We start from the raw sequence: 25,439 nt of genomic DNA, 5'->3' as shown, positions 1-25,439 counted from the left end.
TAGGGAATATTAACGCCTGCAAACCCCGCCTTAAGCCTTAACCGGTCGGCTGTTTTTTTTGATAAAGGCACTGAGAAGCCCAAAACGCCTTGGGCTGAATCGCCATTGTGGATCAATCCGCCTCCGGGATGACATTTCCATCTGCGTTGTCACAAAGTGATGGATATCTGTCGAGAAAAAGCTCCGCAGATAAAAGAAATAAGCCCCGGCAGAAAGGTATGCTGTCATTTGTACGACTGATTATCTCATCCAACAGGCCGCCCATTGGCCGGGCAGCCGCTCGGTCAAAGGCGGTTCCTCCTTGCGGCATTTCTCCGTGACCAGGGGACAGCGGGACTGAAAGCGGCAACCGGCCGGTGGATCCAAGGGATTGGGCGCTTCGCCGCTGTAGGCAATGCGTTTTCTGCTCCTCTGCACCTTGGGGTCTGGCACCGGCACGGCCGAAAGCAAAGCCTCTGTGTAGGGATGGACCGGCGATTCATAGATGGCGTTTCTGCCTGCGATCTCAACGATTTTGCCCGAGTACATGATGGCTATGCGGTTTGAGATGTGGCGCACCACAGCCAGGTCGTGGGCTATGAAAAGATAGGTCAGCCCGAATTCGGACTGCAAGTCCTGCATCAGGTTCACCACCTGGGCCCTGATCGATACATCGAGGGCGCTCACCGGCTCGTCGGCCACAATGAACTCGGGTTTCAAGGCCAGGGCGCGGGCGATCCCCACCCTCTGGCGTTGCCCCCCGCTAAAGGCGTGGGGATAGCGGGCCCCGCTGTCCGGCGGCAGCCCCACCAGTTCCAGAAGGTGCGCCACCTGGTCGGCCGCATCGTTTGCGTTTTTAACCAGGCCGTGTACAATAAGCGGCTCCGCCACAATATCTATGATCTTCAGCCTGGGGTTCAAGCTGGCGTAGGGATCTTGAAACACAAGCTGCATATGTCGGCTTAAGCCTCGCACCTCTTCCCTGCCAAGGTGGGTGATATCCTCACCCTTGAACATGACCTTGCCCCTGGCAACCGGCACTCGGCCCAATATGGCCCTGCCGGTGGTGCTCTTGCCGGAGCCTGATTCCCCGACCAGGCCCAAGGTTTCGCCCGGTCTTATATAAAAATCGATTCCTTCAACTGCGTGGACAAAAAGGCGGTGCTGTCCCCAGAACCCGCTGCGCCCGGCCGGAAACCTGACAGTCAGATCCTTTACCTCAACCAGGGGGGCAGCCTGGCCCTCCCGGGGATTTTCCGATAACAACTCCGCTTGCTGACTCACTTTTCCTGACTCCATGGTGATTATCCCGGCCTGGCCGGTTTTTTTTTCAGTTTTCGCGTTCCCTGCTTTTGGCGGCACACCAGCAACAGACCTGCCGGTCCTTGGTTATGTAGGCCAGGCTCTGGGGATTGGAGCACTCCTCCCTGGCCATCTGACAGCGGGGAGAAAAGGCGCATCCCCTGGGCGGGGCTATGAGGTTAGGCGGCGCTCCGTTTATGCAGACCATGCGGTCTTCCACCTTGTCCAGTCTGGGGGTGGCGCCCAATAACCCCATGGTGTAGGGATGGCCCGGGTTTTCAAAGACTTTTACGGCATCGCCTTCTTCCACAATGCGGCCTGCATACATCACGGCCAGGCGGTGGCACAGCTGGGCAATGACGCCCAAATCGTGGGTGATCATGATCACCGAAACATTGAGCCTTTCCTGCAAGTCCGCCAGAAGCTCCAGAATCTGGGCTTGGATCGTTACGTCCAGGGCGGTGGTGGGCTCATCGGCTATGATCAGTTCAGGCTCACAGGCCAGCGCGGTTGCGATCATGACCCTTTGGCGCATGCCGCCTGAAAGTTCGTGGGGATATTGCTTGAGCCTTTTTCCCGGGGCGTTTATATCCACCAGCTCCAAAAGTTCCATGGCCCTTTTGCGGGCTGCTTTTTTATTCATTTTCAGATGGTGCCTGAGCACTTCGGTGATCTGGGTGCCCACAGTGAAAACCGGGTTCAGCGAAGTCATGGGGTCCTGGAATATCATGGAGATTTCCTTGCCCCGGACCCGGCGCACATAGTCGCGCCCCGCCGCGTCCATGATGGAGCGTCCCTTGAAACGGATATCCCCGCTGATAATGCGTCCGGGGGTGTTTATCAGGCCCATTACCGCCTGAACCGAGACGCTTTTGCCTGATCCGGATTCCCCCACAATGCCCAGGGTTTGGCCGTGCATCACCTTAAAGGAGACCCCCCTGGCCCCCTGGACCACTCCGGCCCGGGTATAGAAATGCACCACCAGGTCCCTGACCTCCAAAAGGGGTGCTTGGTCGCGGCCGGTCATGAAGCGGTCACCTCCTTGGCGGTTTTTTGGTTTTTATTCCTGCGCATGCGCACCGCCATGTAACGGGCAAACTGTTTTTCCCTTTCCTGGGGATCCGATATGAGCCTCATCCAGCTTGCCACCAGGTTAATGGCCAGAACGGTTATGGCAATGGCCGTGCCGGGTATGGTGACCAGCCACCAAGCCATGAACATATAGTTTTTGCCGGTGGCCACATCCAGCCCCCAGGAGGTGGCCGGAGGTTGAATGCCGAGCCCCAAAAAGGAGAGCGCCGCCTCGGCCAGCACAATGCGGGCGAATTCAAGAATGGACAGGGTCAAAAGCGGAGAAGTCAGGTTCGGCAGTATGTGGCGGAAGATGATCCTGGGCCACTTGCAGCCCACAATCTCGGCGGCCTCCACATAGGGGGTCTGACGCACGCTCAAAACAGCGCTTCGGGTCATGCGCCCATATACCATCCAGCCGTTTAGGGAGAGCACCAGAACCACAGTGGTTATGGAAGGCCCGATCACCGCCAGGATGATAAGTGCCAGCAAAAGCCCGGGAAAGGCCACCTGGGTGTCGATCCAGCGCATGACAAAGCTGTCAACCCGGCCTCCCAGGTAACCTGCGATGAGCCCCATGACCACCCCGAATCCCCCGGCGATAAGCACCACCAGGGCCCCCACCAAAAGCGACACCCTGGAGCCGTATATGGCCCGGGCCAGCACGTCGCGCCCCAGGTGGTCGGTGCCGAATATGTGGGTCAGGCTGCCCTTTTCATACCAGAAAGGCGGGGCCAGCCGGGCGCTCAAGTCCTGTTCCGTTGGGTCGTGGGGTGAGATAAAGGGAGCAAGTACGGCCATGAGAACCAGGGCCACTATCAAGACCACGCCGAAAAAGCCTGCCTTGTCTCGCCAAAGTTCCTGGCCCAGCTCCTTGAGCTTCATTTGCCATTGTGGCCTGGACTGAGCCAGGGCTTTTTTCAGATTGCTTGCCTGATCCATTTGTTAAGCCAGTTTCAGCCTGGGGTCTAAGAGTTTATAGATAAAGTCCATGGCGATATTTATCAAAACCACCATGATGGCCACGGAAAAGACTATGGCCTGCACCAGAATCAGGTCTTCCCTTTCTATGGCCTGAATGGCGGTCATGCCTATCCCCGGCCAGGCAAAGACCGTCTCCACCACCACCGAGTACCCGGCCAGGGCGCGGATAGTCTCCCAACCCGCCAGGGTCATCACCGGCAGACTGGCGTTTCTCAAGGCGTGCACGCCCACCACCCGGATAAAGGGAAGGCCCTTGGCAAAGCTGGTTTTTACATATTGGGCGTTCAACTCGTCTATCATGGAAGAACGCACTATCATCACAATGCGGGCCAGGGCGGGCAGGGCCATGGTCAGGGCGGGCATTATGATGTGGCTTGGCGAACCCGCGCCCGAGGTTGGCAGCCAGTGCATCTGCACCGCAAATATCACGATAAAAAGAAGACCCAGCCAGAATTGAGGAACGCTCAAGCCCAAAAGGCTCAGGAAAACCGTGAGCCGGTCCACAATACCGCCCGGCCTTAGGGCCGCTATGATGCCCAGGGGCACGGCGATAACAAAGGCCAGGCCTATGCCCACTGCGGTCAGCTGAAAGGTGAAAGGCAGTTTTTCAAAGACAATATCCATGGCCGGACGGTGCTGCCAAAGGGAGTCGCCAAAATCCAGCCTGGATATGTCTTCCAGAAAATCCGCGAATTGGATGTAAATGGGCCGGTCCAGTCCCAGTTGTTTTTCAAAGGCGGCCCGCTGCTCCAGAGTTGATTCCAGGGGCAGCATCACCTTTACCGGGTCTCCCACCATGCGGGTGACTACGAAAACCACCACTGTCACCCCGATGATGACGATCAAACCTTGAATAATGCGTCTTAGAATGTACCGGCCCATTTAATTGAGATCCCTTATTATTTGACTTTCATTTCCTTGACCAGAAGCTGGGCGTCTACCCGGCCGGGCCAGATGAGCCTTTTGCTCAGTCCGTAGATGTCTTCAATATTTAAGAGCCAGACAAAATAGGCATTGTCATAGGCCCTTTTCACCGCCTGATGATAGAGATCTGTCCGCTTTTTCACGTCGGTTTCCGTGCGGGCCTTTTCAATCAGATCGGCCAATGTTTTATCTGTGTTGGAGGAGCCGATGCCGCCTGATTTGTAATAGGCGCTGAAGCTCTTGTCCGCGTCCAGAAGTTCGTTACTGCTGACCACGAAGATGGCGTCGGCCCTGGTCTTTCTGTCGAACAGGCGATTTAGGTATTCATTGAACTCAAAGATGCGCACCTTGGCGTTTATGCCGACCTTTTTCCAGTAGGCCGCCACCGCCTCCACCAGCTCCCGGTCCTTGAGCCAGCGGCCGGAAGTGCCGATAATCTCCACTGTGGCTCCTTCGGCTCCGGCTTCTTTAAGGAGCTTTTTGGCTTTTTCCGGGTCAAAGGGATAGGCCTTTACATTTTCGTTAAACCCGAAAAAGGAGGGGCTCAAAAGCTGGCCCTCGGCCACCTGGGCAAATCCCTCAAAAAGCCCTTCGGCCAGCGCTTTTTTGTCCACCGCATAGTTCAGGGCCTTGCGCACCCGCACATCCTTGGTAACGCCTTTGTCCGCGTTCAGGATGATGATGGGGTGTTCCAAACCCAGGATGTGAATGCTCTGTGGAACCTGTTTGGTGAATTCGGGCAGAAGGTTGGTGATCAGATCAAACTCACCGGCCATGAGACCGGCCAGACGGGTTCCCGGCTCTTCTATAAAGCGGTAGTTGACTGTGGCGATCGCCGGTTTTTGGCCCCAGTAGGCGTCGTTTTTGACGAGTATGATGTTTTGGCCCCGGTTCCAGACCTTTAACTTATAAGGGCCTGTGCCTATGGGCTTTTCCGCGAACTTGGGGTCCTTGGAGTGCTTGGGGGGCACTATCTTTAGCCAGTACAGGCGCGAGGGCAGAATGGGGTCCGGACCCTTGGTGGTGATATTCACCGTGAGGTCGTCCACCTTGGAAGCGCCGGTGATGGTGGAAAAGAAAGAGATCTGCTCCGAGTTGAATTTGGGGTCTATGACGCGTTTTACGCTGTAGACAACCGCGTCTGCGTTGCAGTCCTCCCCGTTGTGGAATTTAACGCCCGGCCGTAGCTTGACCTGCCAGGTGGTGGGGTTTTCCAAGGTGGGCATTCCCTGGCTCAGGCTCGGGATAAGCTCGCCTTTGGGCGTGCGGGTCAAAAGGGTTTCGTAGATGTTGTCGTTCACCGCCCGTTCACCGCCGTCTTCCCTTAATTGGGGGTCCAAGGTGGTGGGTTCCGAACCCAGGGCAATGGAAACTTCCGCATCCTTGGCCTGGACCAGGCCTGCGCCCAGGGCCAAGGTGGTTAAAAGAACCAAAAACAGCAGCCCGAATTTCTTCATGCCTCTCCTCCTTAAATGGTCTTTCCGCCAAGAAAGTTATGAAAGCTCCTGGAGGGAATCGAACCGGGCCTCCCCCTTTGGCCCTGTTCAATTCAGATTGACCAAACCCCCTCTCCCCCCGAAGCCGGATTGCCCCGGTCGGGTTTTATTATTTGCGGGATTTGGTTTGGATTCGTCCTAAGGTCCTGCTTAAGAGTAACCAAAATCGAGACCTGTTTAGTTCGAATCTTTACCTTATCCACAAAATAAACAGGTTTTGCAATGATTATTTCTGATTAAACACACCGGACACACCAGCTTCATTTACTCTTTTTGCAATGGTCTGTGGGTCTTTGGAGTAAAGCCCCTTTTCTTTCATGCGCTCAAAAAATACCGAGCCGCTAAAGGTGTACTTAAGGCTCATGCCCTTTTCCGTCTGCATACTCTTGCGCACATGCCTTACAGCGTCGCCAATGGCCGTGGCCTCCGGCAGAATCAGAAGATCCTTGCCCTGGGCGTATTTCACTGCGTTGTGACCGGCCAGAACGCCTGTGCAGATGGCTTCCGTATGGCCAACCAGAAGGCCCGCCTTTTCACCGCCGCAGAACAGGTTCAAGACCCCCTTGACTTTGAGGGAGTCGTCCCTGGGGCTCATGCCCATATAGCGCACCGAGTTGCCAATGCCGCCGGAGTAGGGGTCTTCAAAACGGGCGGTTTCAAAGCCGGGCACCTGCCTCAGCATATCCAGGGGGAAAAAGGAAGTCATCAGCTTGGCATGGCCGGTGTCCAACAAGATGATGCTGTTTGCGAATTCGGGCAGGGCGTATTGCTGACAGGCCTTTATGGCCAGCTTGCCGGTAAGGGCCTTGTCCTTGGGCAGGGGCACGACCACAACACCGTTTGTGTTCAAGGTCTCCAGGATCTCCGGAGCTAAAGATTCTTTAAAAAGCTTGCAGGATCCGCTGAACGCGCCTGTCTGATCACCCCTTTTACAGATCATCTCCTGTACACCGGCTTTGGCCGCCAGGCTCACCCTGCCGCCAAAGCTGTGGCAGCGCAGCACGCACATGGCACAGCCCTTGCCGTATTTTGTGCAGTTGGCCATGGGACCTGCGGTGCCGGTGGTGTCTATGAAGGCATCGCCTTCAAGCTTCACGGTTTCGCCGGTTTCCCTGTTTTTGGCCAAAACCGCCCTTATGGCCTTGTCTTCCATTTCGGCATCGGTGACCCTGGTTTGGCAAAGGATCTCCACCCCCGCCTTTAAAAGGAGCTTTTTGATGATGGGCTCCATGGTCGCCACATTGTAGAGCGAGGCATGGTCGTGACCCGGAAATTGGATGTTTTTATGCAGATAGTTTGTATCTATGGTTTGAAAGATTTCTCCGCCGCCCATGGCGATGAGTTCTTCCGTGGCGGTGAAGCGGCCGTTATTGCGCATTATGCCGCCAACCAGACCAGTGCCCAAGAGCATGTCGGTTCTTTCCAGCAGAGTTGCGTGAGCGCCCATTTTGGCAGCCTGTAAAGCGGCTGCGCATCCGGCCCAACCTCCCCCCACGATGATTACTTGCATGATTGATATCTCCTTTTGGAAATCCCTGTTCCTGATTGCGGTTCAGCCCTGAAGGCGGTTTAAGGACACCCCGCCGGCCTTAGCCGCAGGCGGGGTCCTTTCCGGTCGCCTTGAGCCAGGAAAACACCGGTGGTGTTTGTTTGGTTTCGGTCTCTGTCAGAACATCTACAAAAAACGGTTCCTTGGCGGCAAAGGCCTGGTCCAGGGCCTGGTCCAGTTCAGCCGCTGTCTTTACGTGGCAGGCTGCCAGGCCGAACCCCTGGGCCACTTTGCTCATGTCGCCTGAAGAAAAATCAACCGACTGGAAATTGCCCCGGCAGTGAATGGCCTGCAGGGCCTTTATCCAGCCAAAGCAGGAGTTGTTGAAGTGTATGAGCACCGCCGGGATGTTGAGCCTTTTCAAGGTCTCCAGCTCTCCAGCGCTCATCCCCAGGCTTCCGTCTCCGAAAAGGCCCACCACCCTTGCCCGGGGGCAGGCGAAATGGGCTCCCGCCACCGCGGGTATGGCATAGCCCAATCCCCCATAGCCCCTGGGAATCAGGAACCTGGAACCTCCTCCTCCGAGCCTCAGGTAGCGGGTGGTGTAGGGAGTGGGCGTGCCTGCGTCCGAGATCACCACCGAAGGCGAGGGGAGTCTTTGGTTAAGGGCGTGTATCACCCTTTGCGGCTTAAGCGGCACGGAATCGTCGGTAAATTCCGCTTTGGCCTTTTCCCAGAATTCACTGCGTTTTTGGTTCAGCTCCTCCACAAAGGGCCTGGCCTCCCTGGGATTGGCCTGGGCGGTGAGCATCTCAAAGAGCACCTCGAGGGTTTGGCGCACATCTCCGTTTAAGCTGATGGAGTTCTGATAGTTGTTCCCCAGTATGGTGGGGTCCATGTCGAGCTGGATGATTTTCAGATCCGGGCGCAGAGAGGGCAGGGTCCACTTCATGGTGGAGACCGAGCCCATTTTGCAGCCCAAATAAAACAAAAGATCCGCCTTTTCCACTGCTCCCACGGCATGGGGATGAAAACCGTTGTCTCCCACCACGCCCAGGGCAAGGCGGTGTCCGTCGTCCATAACGCCCTGGCCGCTGATGGTGGTCACCACAGGGGCTTCCAGCCACTCTGCCATCTTCAGAATTATCTCACCGGCCTGGGAGTGGTTGGCCCCGCCGCCGGTCACCAGCACCGGACGTCTGCACTCCAAAAGGTTTTTGACCACCTTTTTAAGCACCTTGCTGCTGGGTTGGGTGCGAAACGCGGGGTAATGGCGGCATTCGGGCTCCACCCAAAGGTCATCGCCCGCCTGGTTCAGATCACTTTTCATGTTTTCGATCGGCAAAACCAGATGCACCGCTCCGGGCCTGCCCGTGGTGGCTATGCGAAAGGCCCTGCGCAGTTCTTCAGGCAGCTTGGATCCCAGTTTGAGGAAGCTGGACCATTTGGTTATGGACTCGAAAAGCGTGTGGTGGTCAAGCTCGGTGATGGTGCCTTTGCCTTCTCCGGCCATGCTTATGCCCGAGGTGAAAAGGATAACCGGAATGGAAGAGGCATTGGCCTCGGCCACACCGGGGGTGGAATAAAGGGCTCCGGCTCCACTCGGGCACTCTGCCACGCCGGGCTTGTGGCTCAACCTGGCATAGGCGTCGGCCATGAAAGTGGCTGAACGCTCGTCCCGGCAGAGCACATGGGTGATATCTCCGCCTGCCTGGTAAAGGGCCTCGTAAAGGGCCAGCGAGGTGTCACCCGGTACGCCGAAAATATATTTAACACCATATTTAATCAGCATATCAACCAGAACCTGGGCGCCGGTCATGGGCTTGCTCCTGTTTTTAGAAAAGTGTTTAAGAGCTCAGTAATCCTCTTTGATCAGCTGGTATATCTCCTGCTCCTTAAGGGTCAGGATTTTTTTCTCCTCGTGGATTTTGTTCAGAAAAAAATGAAAAAAATCATGGCGCAGACTGTCTCTGCTGGAGGTGACGAACCAGTGGCTTCTGGTCCATTTAAAGGGGGCCTGGTCTTCCTTGCCTGCCTGGAATTTGCCGACCAAAACCTCTTTGCGATCTGTTATCAGGTCAAAACAGCGGCCGTCCAGGCGGCGCTCCAGATGCTCCCAGCCCGGGTGAACAACCTGGATCTCAAAAGGGCTCAAGGGGGGCCCCATGGAGATGTATTTCACCAAGACACCCCTTTTAACCGCCTGGTGGAGCTTTGAATCTATGAGCCTGCCTTCCATGGGAAAACAGCGTATGTAGATTTCTTTTTCCGCCGAGGCGGTCATCTCCTGGGCCTTGCCCATGGTTTCGTTCAAACCGCGCAAGGTCCAGATGTGTTCATGGTCGGAGCGCCAGGAGGTGCGGTCCACCTCTTCCTTTAAGAGAGCCAGGTTGGAGTCGAACTGGCTCTTTAGGCGCTTGATCAGCTCTTCGGGGGGCAGGGGGAGATACAGTCCTTCCCCGATTTCGTTTACCAGGCCTTTATGCAGCATTTTGCGCAGAATGTCGTAGATGCGTGAACGGCTGACGCCTGAGAGTCGGCTGATTTGGGAGCCGTTGGCCGGGTGATGGTTCACCAGGGCAAGGTAACAGGATATCTCGTATTTGGAAAAACCCAGCTCTCGCAGGCGTTCATTGACAATCATGGCCCGATCTTTTTTGTTTTTGTGTTTTGGGCTCACATGGAGAACAGTTGTGGTAAATGCGCGGTCTGGACCTGGGTCTCTTGATCGGGCTCTGGCGGGGACCCTGCCAAGTTTATGACTCTTTGGCCTGGACAAAAGGAAGTGCGCTTTTCTCCATGGCCCACAATAGCATGTTGCTCCCATGGGAGCAACAGATATTTTACCGGCCTTCCCTTTTAATGGAATAATTAGTAATCGTTTGTTTTAATTAAGATTTGCTTGCCAGTAGCCTGGCAAAATAACGGGTCCTAACCTGATCGTTGAAATCCGGTTTATCCGGCTGATAGGTGTGTTCAATAACCAGGCGCAGCAGAGGTTCTTGCTGAAAGTAATCTCCCGCCAGGGAGAATACACTTATCAACTGGTCTGCGTTTTCCGCCGGTCCGCCGCAGGTGGCCAAAAGGCCCAGTTTTTTACCGGCCAAAAGTGAATGGTGCCCCTTGTCCCTGAACCCTGTCACCAAGGCCGCACTGCGCTCCAAAAGGGCCTTGGCCCGAGCGGGAAGCGACCAGAAGTAAACCGGCGCGGCCCAGATCAGGGCATCGGCCGGGATCATCTTTTCCCAGATCAGGGAGACCTCGTCCGGCAGGGGGCAAAAGGGCGTTTCTTGTGCGTCCTGGCATTGACTGCAGCCGTTACAGGGCAGGATATTGAATTCGGCCAGGTTGATCACCTCGGCCTGATGTCCCATGAGGATGAGTTCATCTGTGAGCCAGTCAACCGCCCGGCTGGTGTATCCCTTGGGCCGGGGGCTTGCCATGAGAATCACAAGATCCACGGTTTTCCTTTCGTGAAAAAAAACAGGCGCCCGGAAATAATCCGGAGCTGTTCACTCATAGCATGTTTTTGGTGATTGCGGCTACGTGTTTAAAAAACTTGGCGCGAGGTGCGGCTGATTGCAACCCTAAATTTACGTGTTTTTTTATTCGGGCAGGTATGCGCGGCAAGGTTTATTCATTGTTAATTTATGCTTAATAGTATGAATAGACTTGACCTTTCCCAAACCTCTTAATACTATCAGTCTATAATCATCTACCGGATTTAACCGGCCCCAAGCCCCTTTGATTCTTTATCCGGAAAGGGAGGATAACCCATGTCCCAACAAGAAGAACGCCAAAAACATTGGGCCCGGATCGTGGCCAAGGCCTGGGCGGACGAGGATTACAAGAAACGCCTTTTGGCCAATCCCCATGATGTCTTCAAAAACGAAGAAGGCCTGAACTACCCCCCGGAGGCCAGCTTTGAGGTGGTGGAGCAAAAAGACGACAAACATGTGGTTTTGGTTATTCCGCCGCCGCCGCCGGATGAGGTGGGTGTGGAAAAATTGGAATCGCGCCTGGCAGACATGCAGTGCTGCTCCTGCTCCGGCTGAGAAAGGGCAACCTTATTTCAGGCGGTTAATCCGTATTAAGGAAATATCGGGAGGATAGGTCAATGGACAGCAAGAATTGGCATAAATCATGGGCCCGCATTGTGGCTAAGGCCTGGGCTGACGCTGACTATAAACAAAGGCTGCTCACGGACTTTGAAGGGGTTATGAAAGACGAGGGCGTGGATCTGCCCCCGGACATGGAATTTAAGGTCATAGACCAGAAAAATGAAAACCACTGGGTGCTGGTCTTGCCGCCTCCGCCGGAGAATATCGGCCAGGTGGAGGATGTGGCCTCCCGCATGGTGGCCTCTGCCCAATGCTGCTGCTGCTGCACTCCCTGAGAGGGAAGTCTTTCTGATTCCTGTTTTCCGTGGATCGGCAAAGTCAAAGCCCCCGGCCCCGGATTAAACCTGACCCAAAGGGTCGGGCACGGCTGCGGTTTGTCTTTAAACCGGATGCGCCGAGGGGCATTCCCTGAAATTCATGTTGATGTTGTCCGGTTGTTGCCGAAGCCGGTGCTCTTATTAAAGGGGAGTTTCATTAGCCAAGTGGATGTGTGCCTGGTCAATATGCCTTTCACCGTGCTGGAGCGTCCTTCCCTGGCCTTGGGGATACTAAAGGGGGCGCTCACGCAGGAGGGCATTGATTGCCGCTGCCTCTATGCCAATCTGGAGTTCGCCGAAAAAGTGGGTCTTTTCCCCTACCGCCTGGCCGGTCGCCAGGATTGCTGGGTGGGAGACTGGATCTTTGCCCGCTCCGCCTTTAAGGGGTTCGACCCGGACCCGGTTTCATATGTCAATTTGTTTTGGGAGCAGGTGAAGGACAGCCTTCCCGCCCTGGATAACCAGACAGTCACCGAAGCCCTGTTTGATCTTCGCGAACGGGCAGAAGATTTCATCCTTTATCTGGCCGGAGAGATCAGCCGGGAAAAACCGGCCGTTATCGGGTTGAGCTCCACTTTTCAATGCCAGACCGCCTCTCTGGCCCTTTTGCGTCGCTTAAAGGAAATTGACCCCGGCCTGGTCACCATGCTAGGCGGGGCCAACTGCGAAACCGTCATGGGGCTCTCTTTGCATAAGCATTTCCCCTGGCTGGATTTTGTGGTCTCGGGCGAGGCGGATCTCATTTTTGCGCCTTTGGTGAAATCTATTTTAGCCAAGGGCCCGGATTTGCAGTCAGATGAGCTTCCCCAAGGTGTTTTGGGACCGGCGCACCGAAAAAACCATTACCAGGGATTGGAGCCTGACCAGGTAAGGGCCATGATCTCCGATTGGGGTGCAAAGGATACAAAGCGCCCGATCCCTGATTATGACGACTACTTCACCCAACTGGAAAAATGCGAATTCCTGAATGAATGCGTCTCTCCCGGCCTTTTGGTCGAGGCCTCCAGGGGGTGTTATAATGCAACTAAAAAACCTTGTCTTTTCTGCTCGTTAAATGGACCGGCCAATCATTATCGGGTCAGGCCCGCAAAAGAGGTGATCAGGGAGATGCAACACCTCTCGGCCAGGTATCAGGTGGACCGTTTTATCCTGGCCGACAATATCCTGGCCCCAAACCACTTGAAAACTCTTTTCCCGGCTTTGCCTGCGGAACTGCCCGGGAAAAATATTTTTTGTGAACTGAGCCCCAGCCTGAGCAAAAGGCAGCTTTCCATCCTGGCTCAAGCCGGGGTTGTGGTGGCTCAGCCGGGAATGGAAAGCCTTTCCTCGGAGGCCCTGAAAATTCTCAACAAGGGCTTAAGCGGGATAAACAATATCCGTTTTCTGAAAAATTGCCTTGAGCTGGGCATTAGCCTTATCTGGATGATTCTTTACAATTATCCGGGGGAAAAGGACGCCTGGCATGAGGTGACCGCGGATATCATACCCCTTTTACATCACCTGCAGCCCCCCCTTTACCTGAACCAGGTGCAGCTTTCCCGTTTCAGCACCCTGGAACAAAAGGCTCCCAGGTTTGGGCTTAGCCTTAAACCCAAAGAGATTTTTAAGTGGATATACCCCCTGGGGGAAAAAGAGCTGGCTGACCTGGTCTGGGACTTCGAGGACCGCGAGTTCGCGGAAAGGCCGCGAGGCCAAAAAGGCCTGAAGCGGCTTAAAGAAGCGGTTCTTTTGTGGAATCGGCTCTTCAGGTCCAAGGAGCCTCCCCGCCTTGTTTACAAGGACCAAAACGGGGTGCTTGAGATAACAGACACCCGTCCGACCACGTTGGGTTCAAAATATGCCCTGACCGGTCTTTTGCGGGAAATCTGTCTGGCCTGCGATCAGGGGCTTGGGCTTAAACGCCTTGTTGGTAACGGTCTGGCGGAAAAATGGGGGGAACAGGAGATCGAAAATTCCCTGGAAAAGTTGAAACACGCCGGACTGGTTTTGGTGATGGATCAGAAAGCGCTTTTCCTGGCCCTACCCAAACCCAGGCGCTCCCTTTTACCCGACCGCCTTTTCCCGGCGGGTTCAATAGATAAAAACCTGTATTACGCCCTGAAGGCCACTCAATACCGGCCCGGAGCCCATTTTGTCCAGGGGGAAAAAAGATGACAAAAGGCGTGGATATTCTCTTGGTCAATATGCCCTACACCGATGTGGTGCGCCCCTCGGCCGGTCTGGGATTGTTAAAGGCCATATTGGATAAGGCAAAGGTCAGGACCAGGGTTATTGAGGCCAACTTGCTTTTCTGGGAAAGGGTGGGGCTTTACGCCTATGACATGGCCGGGTTTCTTAATTACCATCTGGCCGACTGGAGTTTTTCCGCAGCCGCCTTTCCCGAGTTGGATACAGATCAGACAGACTATGTGGAGGACCGCTACCAGGAGATGCTGATGTTGCAGGCGGATGCCTCCATGCGCCATCTGGGCAAAAAAGGCATCATCAAGACCATGCTGAATTTAAGAAAAGAGGCGGCCCGGTTCATAGATGAATTGGCTCGTGAACTGGTGGAGGAAAACCCGGCCATAATCGGTTGCTCCACCACCTTTATGGCCCATGTCTCTTCATTGGCTCTTTTGCGGCGGGTGCGCGAGCTTGACCCCGGGATCGTGACCATGATGGGCGGCGCCAACTGCGAGTCCGGCATGGGGCTGGCCACTCACCGTTCATTTGAGTGGGTGGATTATGTGGTGAGCGGCGAGGCCGATGAGATCATAACCGGCCTGGTCAAGGGTATTTTGCAAAAGGGCCGGGAATTGGAGCCTGCCTCTTTACCTTTGGGAGTTCTGGCGCCCGGTTATCGAAAGAACGGCTATCCCGAGGTAAAGGACCATGTGACCAGGGCTACGGCCATGAACCTGGCCAAGGCCCCTCCTCCTGATTACAGCTCTTATTTTGATGCCTTGAAAGAAACGGCTGTACTGAAGGAGGTGGTGAAGCCTTGCCTGCCGATCGAGGCCTCCAGGGGGTGCTGGTGGGCGGAACGCAAGCCTTGCACCTTTTGCGGTTTAAACTCCGGCGAACAGCCCTATCGCCGCAAGCTCGGTGAGCAGATACTGGCCGAGATGGATCATCTGGCCGGGGCCTATGGGGTCAAGAAGTTTCGGCTGGTGGATAATGCCTTTGATTTAAGGCTGTTTTATGATCTGGTCCCCGTATTGATTGAAAGGGGCGCGCCTTATGAACTTTTTGGGGATCTCCGTTCCACCTTGACCCGTCCCTTGGTGAAAAAATTGAAACAGGCCGGGTTCACCTCTGTCATGTTCGGCATCGAGAACCTGGAGACAGAGGTCCAAAGCCTCATGGGCAAGGGCGGGTTCGGCTGGCTCAGCCTGCAACTGCTTAAATGGTGCAGACAGGAGGGCTTACACACCCATTGGATCTATCTGTATGACGTGCCCGGCGAAGACCCCGGCTGGTATCAAAGGGCGGCTCGTCTGACACCCCTGATAAGTCACCTTTGGGCTCCGCTCACTCTGTGTCCGGTGCGTTTTATCCGGTTCAGCCGTTATCACAAAGACCAGTCCGAATTCGGGCTCAACCTGCACCGCCTGGGATCTTATGACAAGATTTATCCTCTGGACGGCCCTGACCTGGACAACCTGGCCTATTTTTTTGAGGATGAGGTTCGCCTGGAAAAGGACCGCATAGCAGGCAAACGGCTTACCGATATTCCGGGATATATCGACCTGTGGCAGGAGGTGAGCCGCTGGCAGGTGCTCCAGGCCAAGGATGCCCCGCCCCAGCTGACCATGGAAAATACTTCCGAAGGGCTTTTGATAAGGGACACCCGCCCGCAAGGGGTCATGCAGGGAGAGATGCTCAACGGCCTTTTAGCGGATATCTGCCTGGCCTGTGATCAGGCTCCCTTGGAGGAAAAGCTTATTGAGCAATTTAAAGGCGAGGGATACAGCGAGGCCCGGATCAGAAACAGCGTGGCCGAGCTCATGGAAAAAGGCCTGATTTGGCCCGCGGACCAACGCCTGGTGGGGTTGGCTCTGTGGCATCCCCTGCCGGGTTACATAAAGGAAACCGATTTTCCGGGAGGCATCCTGGATAAGCTGCATTATCAGGCCCTGGAGCATTTTGACCTTGTCCCGCGCCTGGACAGGGAGGGCGACATATGATCAGCCCGAACCAGGTGATTTTTGGGCCGGACCCAGGACTGGAAAGCGCCCTGACCCACCTGGACCCGGACCTGGCCCTGACCCGGTGGGCCGAGATGGAACCGGCGCAGAAAAAGGCCCTGTGGGGCGATCCTTCGGCCCAAGACCCTCTAGATGTCTTTGCCCGTTTGGGAGAGTACAACCAGTTTTCCCGTTTGGTGCGGCCGGTAAGGGCCGGAAAGGGAAAAGAACTCCTTTTTCGGGAGCTTTGCCAAGTCAAACCGGAGATGGTGACCAAGGCCTATGTGCATCTGCCTTTTTGCAAAAGCAGGTGCCTTTATTGCGGTTTCTACATGGCCCGGCCTGAACCCGGTTTGGTGGATAACTATCTGGATCTGCTATTAAAGGAGCTTTCGGATAAAAGATCCATGTTGGCAGGGCTTAGTTTCGACGCCCTTTACCTGGGCGGGGGCACGCCGAGCGACCTTAACCCCTCCCAGATGAAAAGGCTTTTCAAGGGCATTGTAAGCTCGCTAAATTTAAAACCAGGGGCGGAGATCACCCTGGAGGGTCGTTTAAAGGGTTTCGGCCCGGACCGTCTGGAGACTGCCCTTGAACTGGGGGTGAATCGATTTTCCTTTGGGGTGCAGAGCTTTGACACAGACCTGCGCCGCTTTTTGGGCAGGCGTCTTGACCGGAACCGGATCAAACAAAAACTGGCTCAAATAAAAACCCGGTCCGCCAAACCCGTATGCATTGATTTGATAGCCGGGCTGCCCGGCCAGAGCATGGAGCTTTGGCAAAGGGATCTCACCGAGTTTGCCGAGTTGGGCCTGGACGGCCTTTCCCTTTATCCCTTGCGGCTTTCCGGGCGTACGCCCTTGGATATGGCCCTTAGGGGCGGCCTCGCACCCCCTGTGCCCGAGGCCCGCGGCCAGGCTGAACTCTGCCTTTGGGCCGGGGATTTTTTAAATACCCTGGGCTGGCGGAGGCTGGATCTGGTCCACTGGAAAAAAGGCGAACAGGAAAGGTGCCTTTACGAGAAAAGGCAAAGGGAAAAGGGGCGAATATTCGGGTTTGGCTGGGGGGCCAACTCAGACCTGGGCAAACTGCGCCAGGTGAACCATATCGCACCGGGTTCATACAGGGCCCTGGTAGAAAAGGGCGTACAGCCGGTGATGGTATGGCTTGAACAGCCGGGGCATTACAGGCTCATAAACCGTGTGGCGGACCAGCTTAACCACGGCTTTTTAAATCCGGCCGGACTGGGGATCAAAAGCCGGTCTGCGCAGAGCAAAATCAGCGCCCTGATCGAGTCTGTCACCGGGCCTTGGCTCAGCCAGGGCCTTTTGCAAAAAACACCCCAAGGCCTTGCCCTCAGCAAACCGGGTTGGTTTTTCGCCCCCAACCTGATCCAGGGGTTGTTTGACCTTTTGGATCTGGCCCGGCCCGCGCAAAGGCCCCAAAGGCCTGTGGCCCCTCCCAGGCATTTTTCCCTTTTTATGGCTCAGAGAGCGCCCTTGGATTGCAACCAAAAGGAGAAACCCGGGCATGTTTGATCCTGATCTGCTTCAAAAACGCCTTGCCACCCTGGAGCAAAAAGACCGTGAGTTGATCATGGGGCTCACAAGGCCGCCTGACACTTACGAAAGTTTTGCCGACATGAGGGGGTATCACCAATACACCAAGCGCCGCAGGGTGATGCCGGGTTATGACTCCCAGCCCATGATGGACTGGCTGCTCAGTCAAAAGCCCTCAAACAACCTGCGCAAAATCTATATTCATTTTCCTTTTTGCCGGTCCAGATGCCTTTATTGCGGTTTCTTCATGGGATTCAACCGCCCGGAAAAAGTGAAAAACTATCTCTCCGCCCTTTTGAGGGAGATCCGGCAAAAGGCCAAGGAACCCTGGGTGCGGTCCGCTCCCTTTCATTGCGTTTACTTGGGCGGCGGCACTCCTTCGGATCTGGAGCCGGACCAGTTGCGCCTTTTGTTGGATACGGTGCGGGAGAATCTGCCGCTGGCCAATGACTGCGAGATCACCCTGGAGGGGAGGCTCAAGGGCTTTGACAAGGAGCGCAGGCAGGCGGCGATTGAATCCGGCGTGAATCGTTTTTCCTTTGGGGTGCAGTCCTTTGACACCCAGGTGCGCAAGCAGATGGGCCGCAAACTGGCCAGGGAGGAGCTTCTTGAGGCCCTTAAGGAAATAACCGATCAGGGCAAGGCCCTGGTTATCGTGGACTTGATCTACGGGCTGCCTGATCAGGATATGGATGTGTGGCAAAGGGATCTGGACGACCTTTTGCAAAGCGGGGTGGACGGGGCCTCGGGTTATATGCTGCGCACCGCGGTGAACAACCCCCTGGAAAAGGCGGTCAGAGCCAATCTTCTGCCTGCCGAGGCAGACCTGCCCCAAAGGGGACGCATGTACGCCAGGCTGCGCAAGACCCTTTTGGCCGCGGGCTGGAAACGCCTCAATATGACCCATTGGGGAAGAAACAGCCGTGAACGCTGCCTTTACGACAGCGAGAGCTTCTCAGACACCGATATGGTGGGCCTGGGCTGTGCGGCCCATGGCCAGGTGAATGGTTTTGGAGCTATTAACTTCCCCATTTTAAACGGTTACCTCAGCCTGATTGAGCGGGGCAAGTGGCCGGTGTTCTTTTGCACCCAGTCCCCGCCCGAATACAGGGCCTATTTTGACGTGGCCGACCAGACCGGCATGCGCATGATCTCTTTTGAGCGCTTTCGTCAAAAATTCGGCCTTGATCTTGAACCGGTGCTGGGATGGCTCACTGATCAGTGGCAAAAGATAGGGCTTCTGACCCCTGATCAGCACAGGATGGTGATGAGCGGGCCTGGCGAATTCTGGCAGCCCAACCTGAGTCAGGCCATGATCGACTGTCTGGACCTGGCCTCGCCCGACTTTGACATGGAACTCATTGACAATATGGATTTCAGGAAAAACCGAAGACGGTTTAATAGATCCTGGTTTGAAAGGCAAAAGGAATTGTCTCCAAACCTCGACGTATCCGTGCCGGGACCTGGTTTGGCTGAAGCAAAGAGAACGCCCCGACCCTAAGGAGATGGTAAAGTGATTAACCGGCCTTGTTTTGCCCCTCATTGCAGCCCTCTTATTCTGGGGCCCGAACAGGTGGCCATTGTTACGGAGTTGGAGCACTATTTTGTGACCAACCCCCTGGCCCGGCGAGTGGTCTCTTTGATAAACGGAAAGCGGTCCACAGATGAGATCGTCGATGAACTGGCTCCTTATCATGAGGCTTCCCACGTTTATTTTCAGATCCTGGCTCTGGCCAGGCAAGGCTTTATCGAAGAGACCAACGGCGACCTATCGGGTGCGGGGCGGTTTCATAGCCCGGAGGCATCGTCCAGGGCCTTTTGGTCCCTTTATCGGGATGAGCCTCTCCCGGATCCGGGACGAAAACAATTAAAGGTGGGCCTTTTGAGCGCAGGCGGTGCGGATGCCGCCCTGCTGGCCGACCATCTGCCGGAAACCACTGAAACCGGGTTTTTCCAGCCCACCTATGACGGTGGGGCGGATTGGCAAGGCCTTGATTGGCATGAGGCTGATATCTGGGTTTTGGTCACTTCCGATTATCTGGAACCGGATCTTTTGAGTTTTAACCGGGCGGCTTTAGAGGCGAAAGCCGCCTGGCTGCCTGTGAAACCCAAGGGGATGCTGGCCTGGCTGGGGCCTTTGTTTGTGCCGGAAAAGACCGGCTGCCTTGATTGCCTGACCCATTGCCTTAAGAGGCACCAGGATCTGGAGGCCTTTTTCATGGAGCAGACCCGGGCCGAATCCACCCTGCGCCTTTCCCGGGCCAGCCTGGGAGAGACCTTGGGCATGGTGGGCGCCACCCTGGGGCTGGAGCTTGCCAAACTGGCCGGAGGTGACTGGCTGACCGAACCGGAAGAAGATGCCCCTTTTGAGGCCAGGGGGCTTTTGGGCCAGGTCTTGAGCATTGATTTCAGGAACTTGGAATTTGAGTGGCACCTTTTACGCAAACGGCCCCAATGCCCGGTCTGCGGTGAGGCTCTGGTTCCCAAAGATCTTTCCAACCTGGCCGGACTGAAACCCCTTGTGCTCGATCCCTTGCCCAAATCACCTTTGTCCGAGGGCGGGCAGCGTTTTCGCTCCCCCGAGGAGACCTGGCGGGACTGGCGAAAACTCATAAGCCCCATCACCGGAATTGTGCCCTATGTAAAACCAAATCCCTGCGATCCCTCCTTTTTAGGGCACCATTTCGGCACTGTGATGAGCAAAAAGGATTGCATCAACCCCAATCAGGAGGGGCGGTCCTATCCGGTGGGGGCCTCGGCGGGCAAGGGATACACCGCCATCCAGGCCAGGGTGAGCACCGTGGGCGAGGCGGTGGAGCGCTATTGCGGACGCTATCAGGGAGATGAAGACCTGATCCAAGCCTCTTATGAACAGGTGGCCGACCGGGCCGTGCATCCATCAGACCTGCTGAATTTCAGTAAAGAGCAATACCAAAATCGGGAGCAGATAAATCGGGGCTCACTGTTGGCCTATGTGCCGAGGCCTTACCAGGACCACGAGGTTATAAGCTGGACCCAGGCCTGGTCCCTGACTGAAGAGCGCTGGAAACTGGTTCCCGGAGGGTATGTGTGGTTTGGCTTTCCCCTGGAAAACGGCGACCGCTACGCCAGGTCCAATTCCAATGGCCTTTCCGCAGGCTCCCGTTTGGAAGAAGCCATATTACAGGGCCTGATCGAGCTGATCGAGCGTGATTCCGTGGCCCTTTGGTGGGCCAACCGGATAAAGAAACCCGCCCTGGATCTTGAGGCCATACCCGGCCTTTTTGTAAAGAGGGCAATTAAGGGGTTTGCCGAAAAAAACAGAGGCCTGCATGTGTTGGATGTATCCAACGAAGTGGGCTTGAATGCCTTTTGCGCCATAAGCGCGCCCTTGGATGATCCTGTCAACCGTCACACCAGGTTTGGTCTGGGCTGTGATTTTGACTACACGGTGGCCCTGAAAAGGGCCTTGGGCGAATTGGGCCAGATCTGGGCCTCACCGAATCAGGAGATGGTCGGCAAGGCTTTGCAAGAGCTTATCAAGACGCCTTGGCAAGAAAAACAGCATCTTTTGCCTGATCCCAAGGCCCCTTTAAAAAGACCGGAAGATTTTAAAAACCTTTCCACAGATGACATCAAAAAAGATATTGAGTTTTTGAAAAAACAGTTGGCTCGAATGGGGGTGGAGCTTCTGGTCAAAGATTTATCCCAACCGGATATACCGATCAAGGTGGCCAGGGTCATGGCTCCGGGGTTGCGCCACATGTGGCCCAGGTTCGGGCCGGGCAGGCTTTATGACGCACCGGTGAAACTGGGCTGGCTGGATGAACCGCGCCGGGAAGAAGAGCTCTTTAAAGTTCCATTTGATTATTAGGAAACTTGGTAATGCTGAAAGTAACCTATAGGACAAGTAAAAAACTCACCCTTGACCAGGAAGACGGGGCCTGGCTTTATGGTAAGGGCCGCCGGGTGCTTATGCGCCTGGCCCCGGGGGCAAAAGCGGAAGCACGGTTGCTGGAAGTGCTTTCCACTGCCTGGCAGAGCCCGGAAGAGGCCCTGGAAAAGGCCGGGTTGGATGATTTCAACCTCCAGGCCAGAGGGCATTTTCTGATTCATCAGGCCCTGGGGGCGGGCCTTTTGGATGCCTGTTACGCCTGGGGGGAAAGACCGCTTTTATATGTCTTTCCGGCGATAAAGACGCCTTTGCCTGCTTGGAACGGAAAGGGGCTCTCCCGCTTTGCCTGGGCCAGGCCGGAAAAAACGGGCCTCAGGCTGGCTTCGCCCTTAAGTTCTTTTGTTGTGAGCACCGCCGAGCCTGGTTTGACCGGGCTTGTTTCCGCACTGGCTGGGAAAAATCCGGCCGAACCGCCTAAGGTTCAAGGGTTTTCAGAGGAAGAGATCGATCTGGTCCTCAAGGTGCTGACCGGTGCGGGGCTTTTGGCGCTTTTAGATGATGCCGAGGATAAACCGCCCCTGGCCTGGTGGCAGTGGCACGACCTTATGTTCCATAGCCGTTCCTTGTGGCGGCTTTCCGACTACGACCCGCCGGACACCTTGCGCTTTAAAGATGTATTTCCCTGCCCCAGGGTGGTCAAAACCAAAAGCGGCCGCCCCTGTCTGGAACTGCCGCCGGTGGATGAAAATTGCCTGGCGCTTTTGGATCGGCCCTTTGGCAAGGTGCTCTCGGACCGCAGGACCCGGCGCAGGCCCGCTAAAGAGCCGGTGGGCTTGGGATGTTTGTCCGCGCTTTTGCACAGTGCGGCCCGGCTCAAGTCCAGCAAGGAGCTGGAGCAGGAAGGGGTGGTGAGTTTCCGCCCCTATCCCAGCGCCGGGGCCAGACATCCCCTGGAGCTGTATTTGGCTGCCAATAAAGTAAACGGCCTTGAGCCGGGGCTTTACCATTACCAGCCCCAGAAGCATTCCTTAAGTCCGCTGGCCGGAAACCACCAGGGCATGGAAGACCTGCTTGCCTTCAATCCCCTGGCTCCCTGGGACTATGACCCGCCCCAGGCCCAGATCTGGATCAGCGCCCGTTTTGGCCGCACCGCCTGGAAATACGAGAGTGTCGCTTATCGGCTGGTGCAGATGGATTTGGGGTGTCTTTACCAAACCCTGTACCTGGTGGCCACGGCCCTGGAGTTGAAACCCTGCTGCCTGGGCGCGGCGGAGGTGGATCTGTTCGCCCGGGCCACCGGGCTGGACGCGCTGGAAGAACCGGCCGTCGGATTGTTTGTGGTGAGTAAATGAAAAAAACTCCCCGCCAGAAATTGATCCTGCCCCTGGAACAGAATTGGGCTGAAAAGGCAGGCCTCGCGGCCGCTGATTTTGCCCTTGGCTTTGGCTTTTCGGAAGAAGTAACAGGAGTTATCGCAGAATCAGTCACCGAGGCGGGGAGGGCGATAATCCAGGCCTCGGCCCAGGTGGGATTGGAAGCGCCTTTTCAGGTGGAGTTGGGCGTAAACGACCATAGCCTTGAGATAAAGATAAGCTATGACCGCAAAACGCCCCTGGATCTCACTCCCCCAAAGGCGTCCTTGCCCGAGGATAAGAAAGAAGAAGTGGATGCGGCCTATCTCCTGGCCCGGCTTTTGACCAAACAGATGGACAAGGTGGCTTATGGGGTGGAAGGAAACATCCGTTACATAAGCCTTTCCAAATACCCCAGGGGCAAGGGCAAGGAGGGCCAGTACTGGGTCATGGACCTGATCCCCGCCCTGAGGTCGGATCTGCGCATAGACTATATCCCCGGTTCCTCCCCGGAGTTGCCCTCCGGCGCGGTGGTTACAGACCCACGCACCGGACAGGGCCTGCGCTTTGACCAGGCCGGGGCCTTTGTCATAAGCCGTATGGACGGCAAGCGTAAATGCTATGACATGTATCTGGATTATGTGGATCTGGCCGGCCCCATCAGCCCCCGCAGGGTGGGGATGATTTATGAAACTTTAGAGGACAGAGGGCTCCTGGCTGGTCAGGACCGCCCTCAACCGGGCAGGCTGTCCCGAATTCTTCATGCCGTCGTTGGCCTTAACCTGGTCTTTAAAAACGCAGATTCACTGGTTGCCAGGATGCATAGGAGATTGGGTTTTCTCACCTCGACCCTGGGGCTTATCGCCATGTTTGCCTTGGGTGTCAGCGGGGCTATCCCCCTGATTGAGCATTGGGACAAGTATCTTGGCGGCTTGCACCAAATGGGCGGCCATTTTTTGGACTACACCTGGCTCTGGGTTTTGTTATACGGGCTTATTGTTGCCTCTTCCATTGTGCATGAACTGGGGCACGCCTTTGTGTGCAAGCGCTTCGGCGGCTCGGTGAACGGCATGGGAGCCATGTTTTATGTGAGCTTTATTATTTTTTACTGCGACGTGTCTTCCGCCTGGATTTTTCTGAAGAGGCGGCACAGGGTCCTGGTCGCCCTGGGAGGGCCGTTTGTCTCTTTTGCCCTGCTGGGGCTTTTTATGTGGCTGATTGATTACAATGCCGACTCCCAAGGCCCCTGGTTTCATTTCTGGGTGTATGCCGCTGTTTTTATCCTGGCCAGCCTGATCATGAACTTTAACCCTTTTCTGCGCATGGATGCCTATTACATGCTCATGGAAGGGCTCAATATCCCCAACTTGAGGGAGCGCTCCTTTGCCCATATAAAGATGGCGGTTTTAAGGCTGTTTTTAGGGGATAAGCTTCCCCCGCAGCCTTCTTTGCCAAGCCGTAAGGAAAGGATCGCTTTCTGGGTTTACGGCATCAGCGGATGCCTGGTTACGGTTGTTTTTTTCGGGCTGCCTTTAATGCATTTTTCCGCCATGGTTATAAAGGGTTTCAACTGGTTGGAGATTGTTATCTCAGCCGGTATAAGCGTCTTGATGATACTCATCCAGGCGGCCCGTTATTTTTGGATCAGGTACCAGGCCCTGCAACACCGGCAAATTCGTTTAAGCTGATTTTTTTATTTTTTGATTGTCAAAATGCGGTTGGCAAGGCACTGGTGCGGCTATTGCGTGGTTTTTATGGTTCTGGCGGAGCTGTCTTAAGCTAGCCTGCTAAAAAAACAGTATCAAATAAGCCCCGGCTGAATTAGGTTTGGCCGGGGCTTTTTATTGCCTGGCAAAAAGAAATAATTCTAATTTTTATGTTGATAGCGTCTACATTTTAGGTTACATCCTTGTCAGGAGGAGAGATGACTCAGAAAAAAGACACTTATCATCATGAAAATTTAAGGGAGCAGCTCATTGAGGCTGCCCTTACCATAATAAACAAACAGGGTATTGAGAGCCTGACCATGCGCAGCCTGAGTCAGGCAGTGGGGGCCTCCCGAACGGCGGCTTATCGGCACTTTGAAAGCAAGCTGGATCTGCTTTGCCGGGTGGCTGAGACAGGATTTTTGGAGATAGCCAGGGCTTATCAGATCATAACCTCAGAAGCCGCACCCAATGCCTGTGAAATCCTGGAGAACCTGGGCAGGGCCTATGTGGGCTTTGCCTTTGAGAATCCGGAGCTCTATCGGCTTATGTTCGGCCCCATGTTGACTACTGAGGAAAGGCCGCCCTTTTTACATCAGGCTGCGGATCAGGCCTTTGCGCCTTTGTTGGCCACTGTGGAACTATGCCAAAAACAGGGGCGTCTCGTGGAATTGCCTGCTCAGGCCATTGCCAGTGTTCTCTGGAGCACCATGCACGGTGTAGCCAGCCTTGTGATCGATGGCCACCTGCAGACCACAGAAGAATCCCACGGGCTTCCTGTTTTTTTAACCAAGGCCAAAGGGGTCTCCTTGGCCAGGGAAGGGCGGGTGCTTGACCTGGCGGTGTCCACCCTTTTGAAGGGGCTGGATCCGAGCTAAGAACCTTCTTGATGCTTAAGTCTTTCTCCTTTGCTGAAATTTTTTACAGGTAAGCCGGTTAGTATCGTTTAAGCTGGTTAATTTTTAAGATGATGTTGACCATGTCAACAGGTAAGAAATATTGAACTTTTATCATCAGGCTGCTTGAAATTTTAAGTCCAACCTGGTTGGTTCTACGCTTACTTGAACAGCAGTCAGTTATCCTTTATTGAACCGCT

Annotated in this window: 19 protein-coding genes; 10 read left to right on the top strand and 9 right to left on the bottom strand. The window is 55.2% G+C overall.

From position 1 onward, the window contains the following. Positions 1-240: 240 nt before the first annotated feature. From X474_RS07925 to X474_RS07885, 9 genes are all read right to left on the bottom strand, one after another. Complete coding sequence (locus X474_RS07925) at positions 241-1,278, bottom strand: ABC transporter ATP-binding protein (RefSeq protein WP_082464264.1); 1,038 nt, start codon at positions 1,276-1,278, stop codon at positions 241-243. A gap of 31 nt (positions 1,279-1,309) precedes the next feature. Next, positions 1,310-2,308: an ABC transporter ATP-binding protein gene (locus X474_RS07920; RefSeq protein WP_044347997.1), complete on the bottom strand. Its 999-nt coding sequence runs from the start codon at positions 2,306-2,308 to the stop codon at positions 1,310-1,312. Continuing rightward, on the bottom strand, positions 2,305-3,294 hold the full coding sequence (locus X474_RS07915; protein ID WP_052514998.1) for an ABC transporter permease: 990 nt from the start codon (positions 3,292-3,294) through the stop codon (positions 2,305-2,307). The genes X474_RS07920 and X474_RS07915 overlap by 4 nt, the downstream gene beginning before the upstream one ends. A gap of 3 nt (positions 3,295-3,297) precedes the next feature. Beyond that, positions 3,298-4,218 carry an ABC transporter permease gene (locus X474_RS07910; RefSeq protein ID WP_044347995.1) on the bottom strand — a complete coding sequence of 307 codons (921 nt, stop codon included), beginning with the start codon at positions 4,216-4,218 and terminating at the stop codon, positions 3,298-3,300. 17 nt (positions 4,219-4,235) lie between these two features. After that, a complete protein-coding gene (locus X474_RS07905) occupies positions 4,236-5,717 on the bottom strand; it encodes an ABC transporter substrate-binding protein (RefSeq protein ID WP_044347994.1) in 1,482 nt (493 codons plus the stop codon). 265 nt (positions 5,718-5,982) lie between these two features. Beyond that, positions 5,983-7,266, bottom strand: a complete 1,284-nt coding sequence (locus X474_RS07900; protein ID WP_197282023.1) for an FAD-dependent oxidoreductase — start codon at positions 7,264-7,266, stop codon at positions 5,983-5,985. 79 nt (positions 7,267-7,345) lie between these two features. Beyond that, positions 7,346-9,064 carry a thiamine pyrophosphate-binding protein gene (locus X474_RS07895; protein ID WP_044347992.1) on the bottom strand — a complete coding sequence of 573 codons (1,719 nt, stop codon included), beginning with the start codon at positions 9,062-9,064 and terminating at the stop codon, positions 7,346-7,348. 36 nt (positions 9,065-9,100) lie between these two features. Next, complete coding sequence (locus X474_RS07890; RefSeq protein ID WP_044347990.1) at positions 9,101-9,889, bottom strand: TrmB family transcriptional regulator; 789 nt, start codon at positions 9,887-9,889, stop codon at positions 9,101-9,103. Between the two features lie 247 nt (positions 9,890-10,136). Further along, positions 10,137-10,706, bottom strand: a complete 570-nt coding sequence (locus X474_RS07885; protein ID WP_044347989.1) for a flavodoxin family protein — start codon at positions 10,704-10,706, stop codon at positions 10,137-10,139. Between the two features lie 315 nt (positions 10,707-11,021). Between X474_RS07885 and X474_RS07880 the strand changes: the two genes are divergently transcribed. The 10 genes from X474_RS07880 (at position 11,022) to X474_RS07835 (ending at position 25,221) form a co-directional block, all read left to right on the top strand. Further along, positions 11,022-11,300, top strand: coding sequence for an NHLP leader peptide family RiPP precursor (locus X474_RS07880; RefSeq protein WP_044347988.1), 279 nt, complete (start codon positions 11,022-11,024; stop codon positions 11,298-11,300). A 62-nt stretch (positions 11,301-11,362) separates the two neighbouring features. Next, the gene (locus tag X474_RS07875; RefSeq protein WP_052514997.1) at positions 11,363-11,641 is read left to right on the top strand and encodes a nitrile hydratase subunit alpha; all 279 of its coding nucleotides are present in this window, start codon (positions 11,363-11,365) and stop codon (positions 11,639-11,641) included. A 114-nt stretch (positions 11,642-11,755) separates the two neighbouring features. Beyond that, the gene (locus X474_RS07870) at positions 11,756-13,837 is read left to right on the top strand and encodes a RiPP maturation radical SAM C-methyltransferase (RefSeq protein WP_082464229.1); all 2,082 of its coding nucleotides are present in this window, start codon (positions 11,756-11,758) and stop codon (positions 13,835-13,837) included. Next, positions 13,834-15,852, top strand: a complete 2,019-nt coding sequence (locus X474_RS07865; protein ID WP_044347986.1) for a RiPP maturation radical SAM C-methyltransferase — start codon at positions 13,834-13,836, stop codon at positions 15,850-15,852. The genes X474_RS07870 and X474_RS07865 overlap by 4 nt, the downstream gene beginning before the upstream one ends. Further along, the gene (locus tag X474_RS07860) at positions 15,849-17,390 is read left to right on the top strand and encodes a radical SAM protein (protein WP_044347985.1); all 1,542 of its coding nucleotides are present in this window, start codon (positions 15,849-15,851) and stop codon (positions 17,388-17,390) included. Before X474_RS07865 ends, X474_RS07860 begins: the two co-directional genes overlap by 4 nt. Continuing rightward, complete coding sequence (gene hutW, locus X474_RS07855) at positions 17,383-18,912, top strand: heme anaerobic degradation radical SAM methyltransferase ChuW/HutW (RefSeq protein WP_044347984.1); 1,530 nt, start codon at positions 17,383-17,385, stop codon at positions 18,910-18,912. Before X474_RS07860 ends, hutW begins: the two co-directional genes overlap by 8 nt. Before the next feature lie 12 nt (positions 18,913-18,924). Next, a complete protein-coding gene (locus X474_RS07850; protein ID WP_044347983.1) occupies positions 18,925-21,264 on the top strand; it encodes a TOMM precursor leader peptide-binding protein in 2,340 nt (779 codons plus the stop codon). A gap of 11 nt (positions 21,265-21,275) precedes the next feature. Then, positions 21,276-22,637 (top strand): SagB/ThcOx family dehydrogenase, encoded by a 1,362-nt coding sequence (locus tag X474_RS07845; protein WP_044347982.1) that lies wholly within the window; start codon positions 21,276-21,278, stop codon positions 22,635-22,637. Then, a complete protein-coding gene (locus X474_RS07840; RefSeq protein ID WP_044347981.1) occupies positions 22,634-24,325 on the top strand; it encodes a M50 family metallopeptidase in 1,692 nt (563 codons plus the stop codon). The genes X474_RS07845 and X474_RS07840 overlap by 4 nt, the downstream gene beginning before the upstream one ends. Before the next feature lie 236 nt (positions 24,326-24,561). Continuing rightward, a complete protein-coding gene (locus X474_RS07835) occupies positions 24,562-25,221 on the top strand; it encodes a TetR/AcrR family transcriptional regulator (RefSeq protein WP_052514996.1) in 660 nt (219 codons plus the stop codon). The last annotated feature ends 218 nt before the right edge of the window (positions 25,222-25,439 follow it).

The sequence above is a fragment of the Dethiosulfatarculus sandiegensis genome, from assembly GCF_000931935.2.
GTDB classification, from domain to species: Bacteria; Desulfobacterota; Desulfarculia; order Desulfarculales; family Desulfarculaceae; genus Dethiosulfatarculus; species Dethiosulfatarculus sandiegensis.
The sequence above is the reverse complement of the archived record's forward strand: the minus strand, read 5'-3'. Positions and strand labels throughout refer to the sequence as shown.

Excerpts from the sequence above, each read along its gene's own strand:
- X474_RS07925 (WP_082464264.1), bottom strand. The coding sequence starts at position 1,278 with ATGGAGTCAGGAAAAGTGAGTCAGCAAGCGGAGTTGTTATCGGAAAAT.
- X474_RS07920 (WP_044347997.1), bottom strand. The coding sequence starts at position 2,308 with ATGACCGGCCGCGACCAAGCACCCCTTTTGGAGGTCAGGGACCTGGTG.
- X474_RS07915 (WP_052514998.1), bottom strand. The coding sequence starts at position 3,294 with ATGGATCAGGCAAGCAATCTGAAAAAAGCCCTGGCTCAGTCCAGGCCA.
- X474_RS07910 (WP_044347995.1), bottom strand. The coding sequence starts at position 4,218 with ATGGGCCGGTACATTCTAAGACGCATTATTCAAGGTTTGATCGTCATC.
- X474_RS07905 (WP_044347994.1), bottom strand. The coding sequence starts at position 5,717 with ATGAAGAAATTCGGGCTGCTGTTTTTGGTTCTTTTAACCACCTTGGCC.
- X474_RS07900 (WP_197282023.1), bottom strand. The coding sequence starts at position 7,266 with ATGCAAGTAATCATCGTGGGGGGAGGTTGGGCCGGATGCGCAGCCGCT.
- X474_RS07895 (WP_044347992.1), bottom strand. The coding sequence starts at position 9,064 with ATGACCGGCGCCCAGGTTCTGGTTGATATGCTGATTAAATATGGTGTT.
- X474_RS07890 (WP_044347990.1), bottom strand. The coding sequence starts at position 9,889 with ATGATTGTCAATGAACGCCTGCGAGAGCTGGGTTTTTCCAAATACGAG.
- X474_RS07880 (WP_044347988.1), top strand. The coding sequence starts at position 11,022 with ATGTCCCAACAAGAAGAACGCCAAAAACATTGGGCCCGGATCGTGGCC.
- X474_RS07875 (WP_052514997.1), top strand. The coding sequence starts at position 11,363 with ATGGACAGCAAGAATTGGCATAAATCATGGGCCCGCATTGTGGCTAAG.
- X474_RS07870 (WP_082464229.1), top strand. The coding sequence starts at position 11,756 with ATGCGCCGAGGGGCATTCCCTGAAATTCATGTTGATGTTGTCCGGTTG.
- X474_RS07865 (WP_044347986.1), top strand. The coding sequence starts at position 13,834 with ATGACAAAAGGCGTGGATATTCTCTTGGTCAATATGCCCTACACCGAT.
- X474_RS07860 (WP_044347985.1), top strand. The coding sequence starts at position 15,849 with ATGATCAGCCCGAACCAGGTGATTTTTGGGCCGGACCCAGGACTGGAA.
- hutW (WP_044347984.1), top strand. The coding sequence starts at position 17,383 with ATGTTTGATCCTGATCTGCTTCAAAAACGCCTTGCCACCCTGGAGCAA.
- X474_RS07845 (WP_044347982.1), top strand. The coding sequence starts at position 21,276 with ATGCTGAAAGTAACCTATAGGACAAGTAAAAAACTCACCCTTGACCAG.
- X474_RS07840 (WP_044347981.1), top strand. The coding sequence starts at position 22,634 with ATGAAAAAAACTCCCCGCCAGAAATTGATCCTGCCCCTGGAACAGAAT.
- X474_RS07835 (WP_052514996.1), top strand. The coding sequence starts at position 24,562 with ATGACTCAGAAAAAAGACACTTATCATCATGAAAATTTAAGGGAGCAG.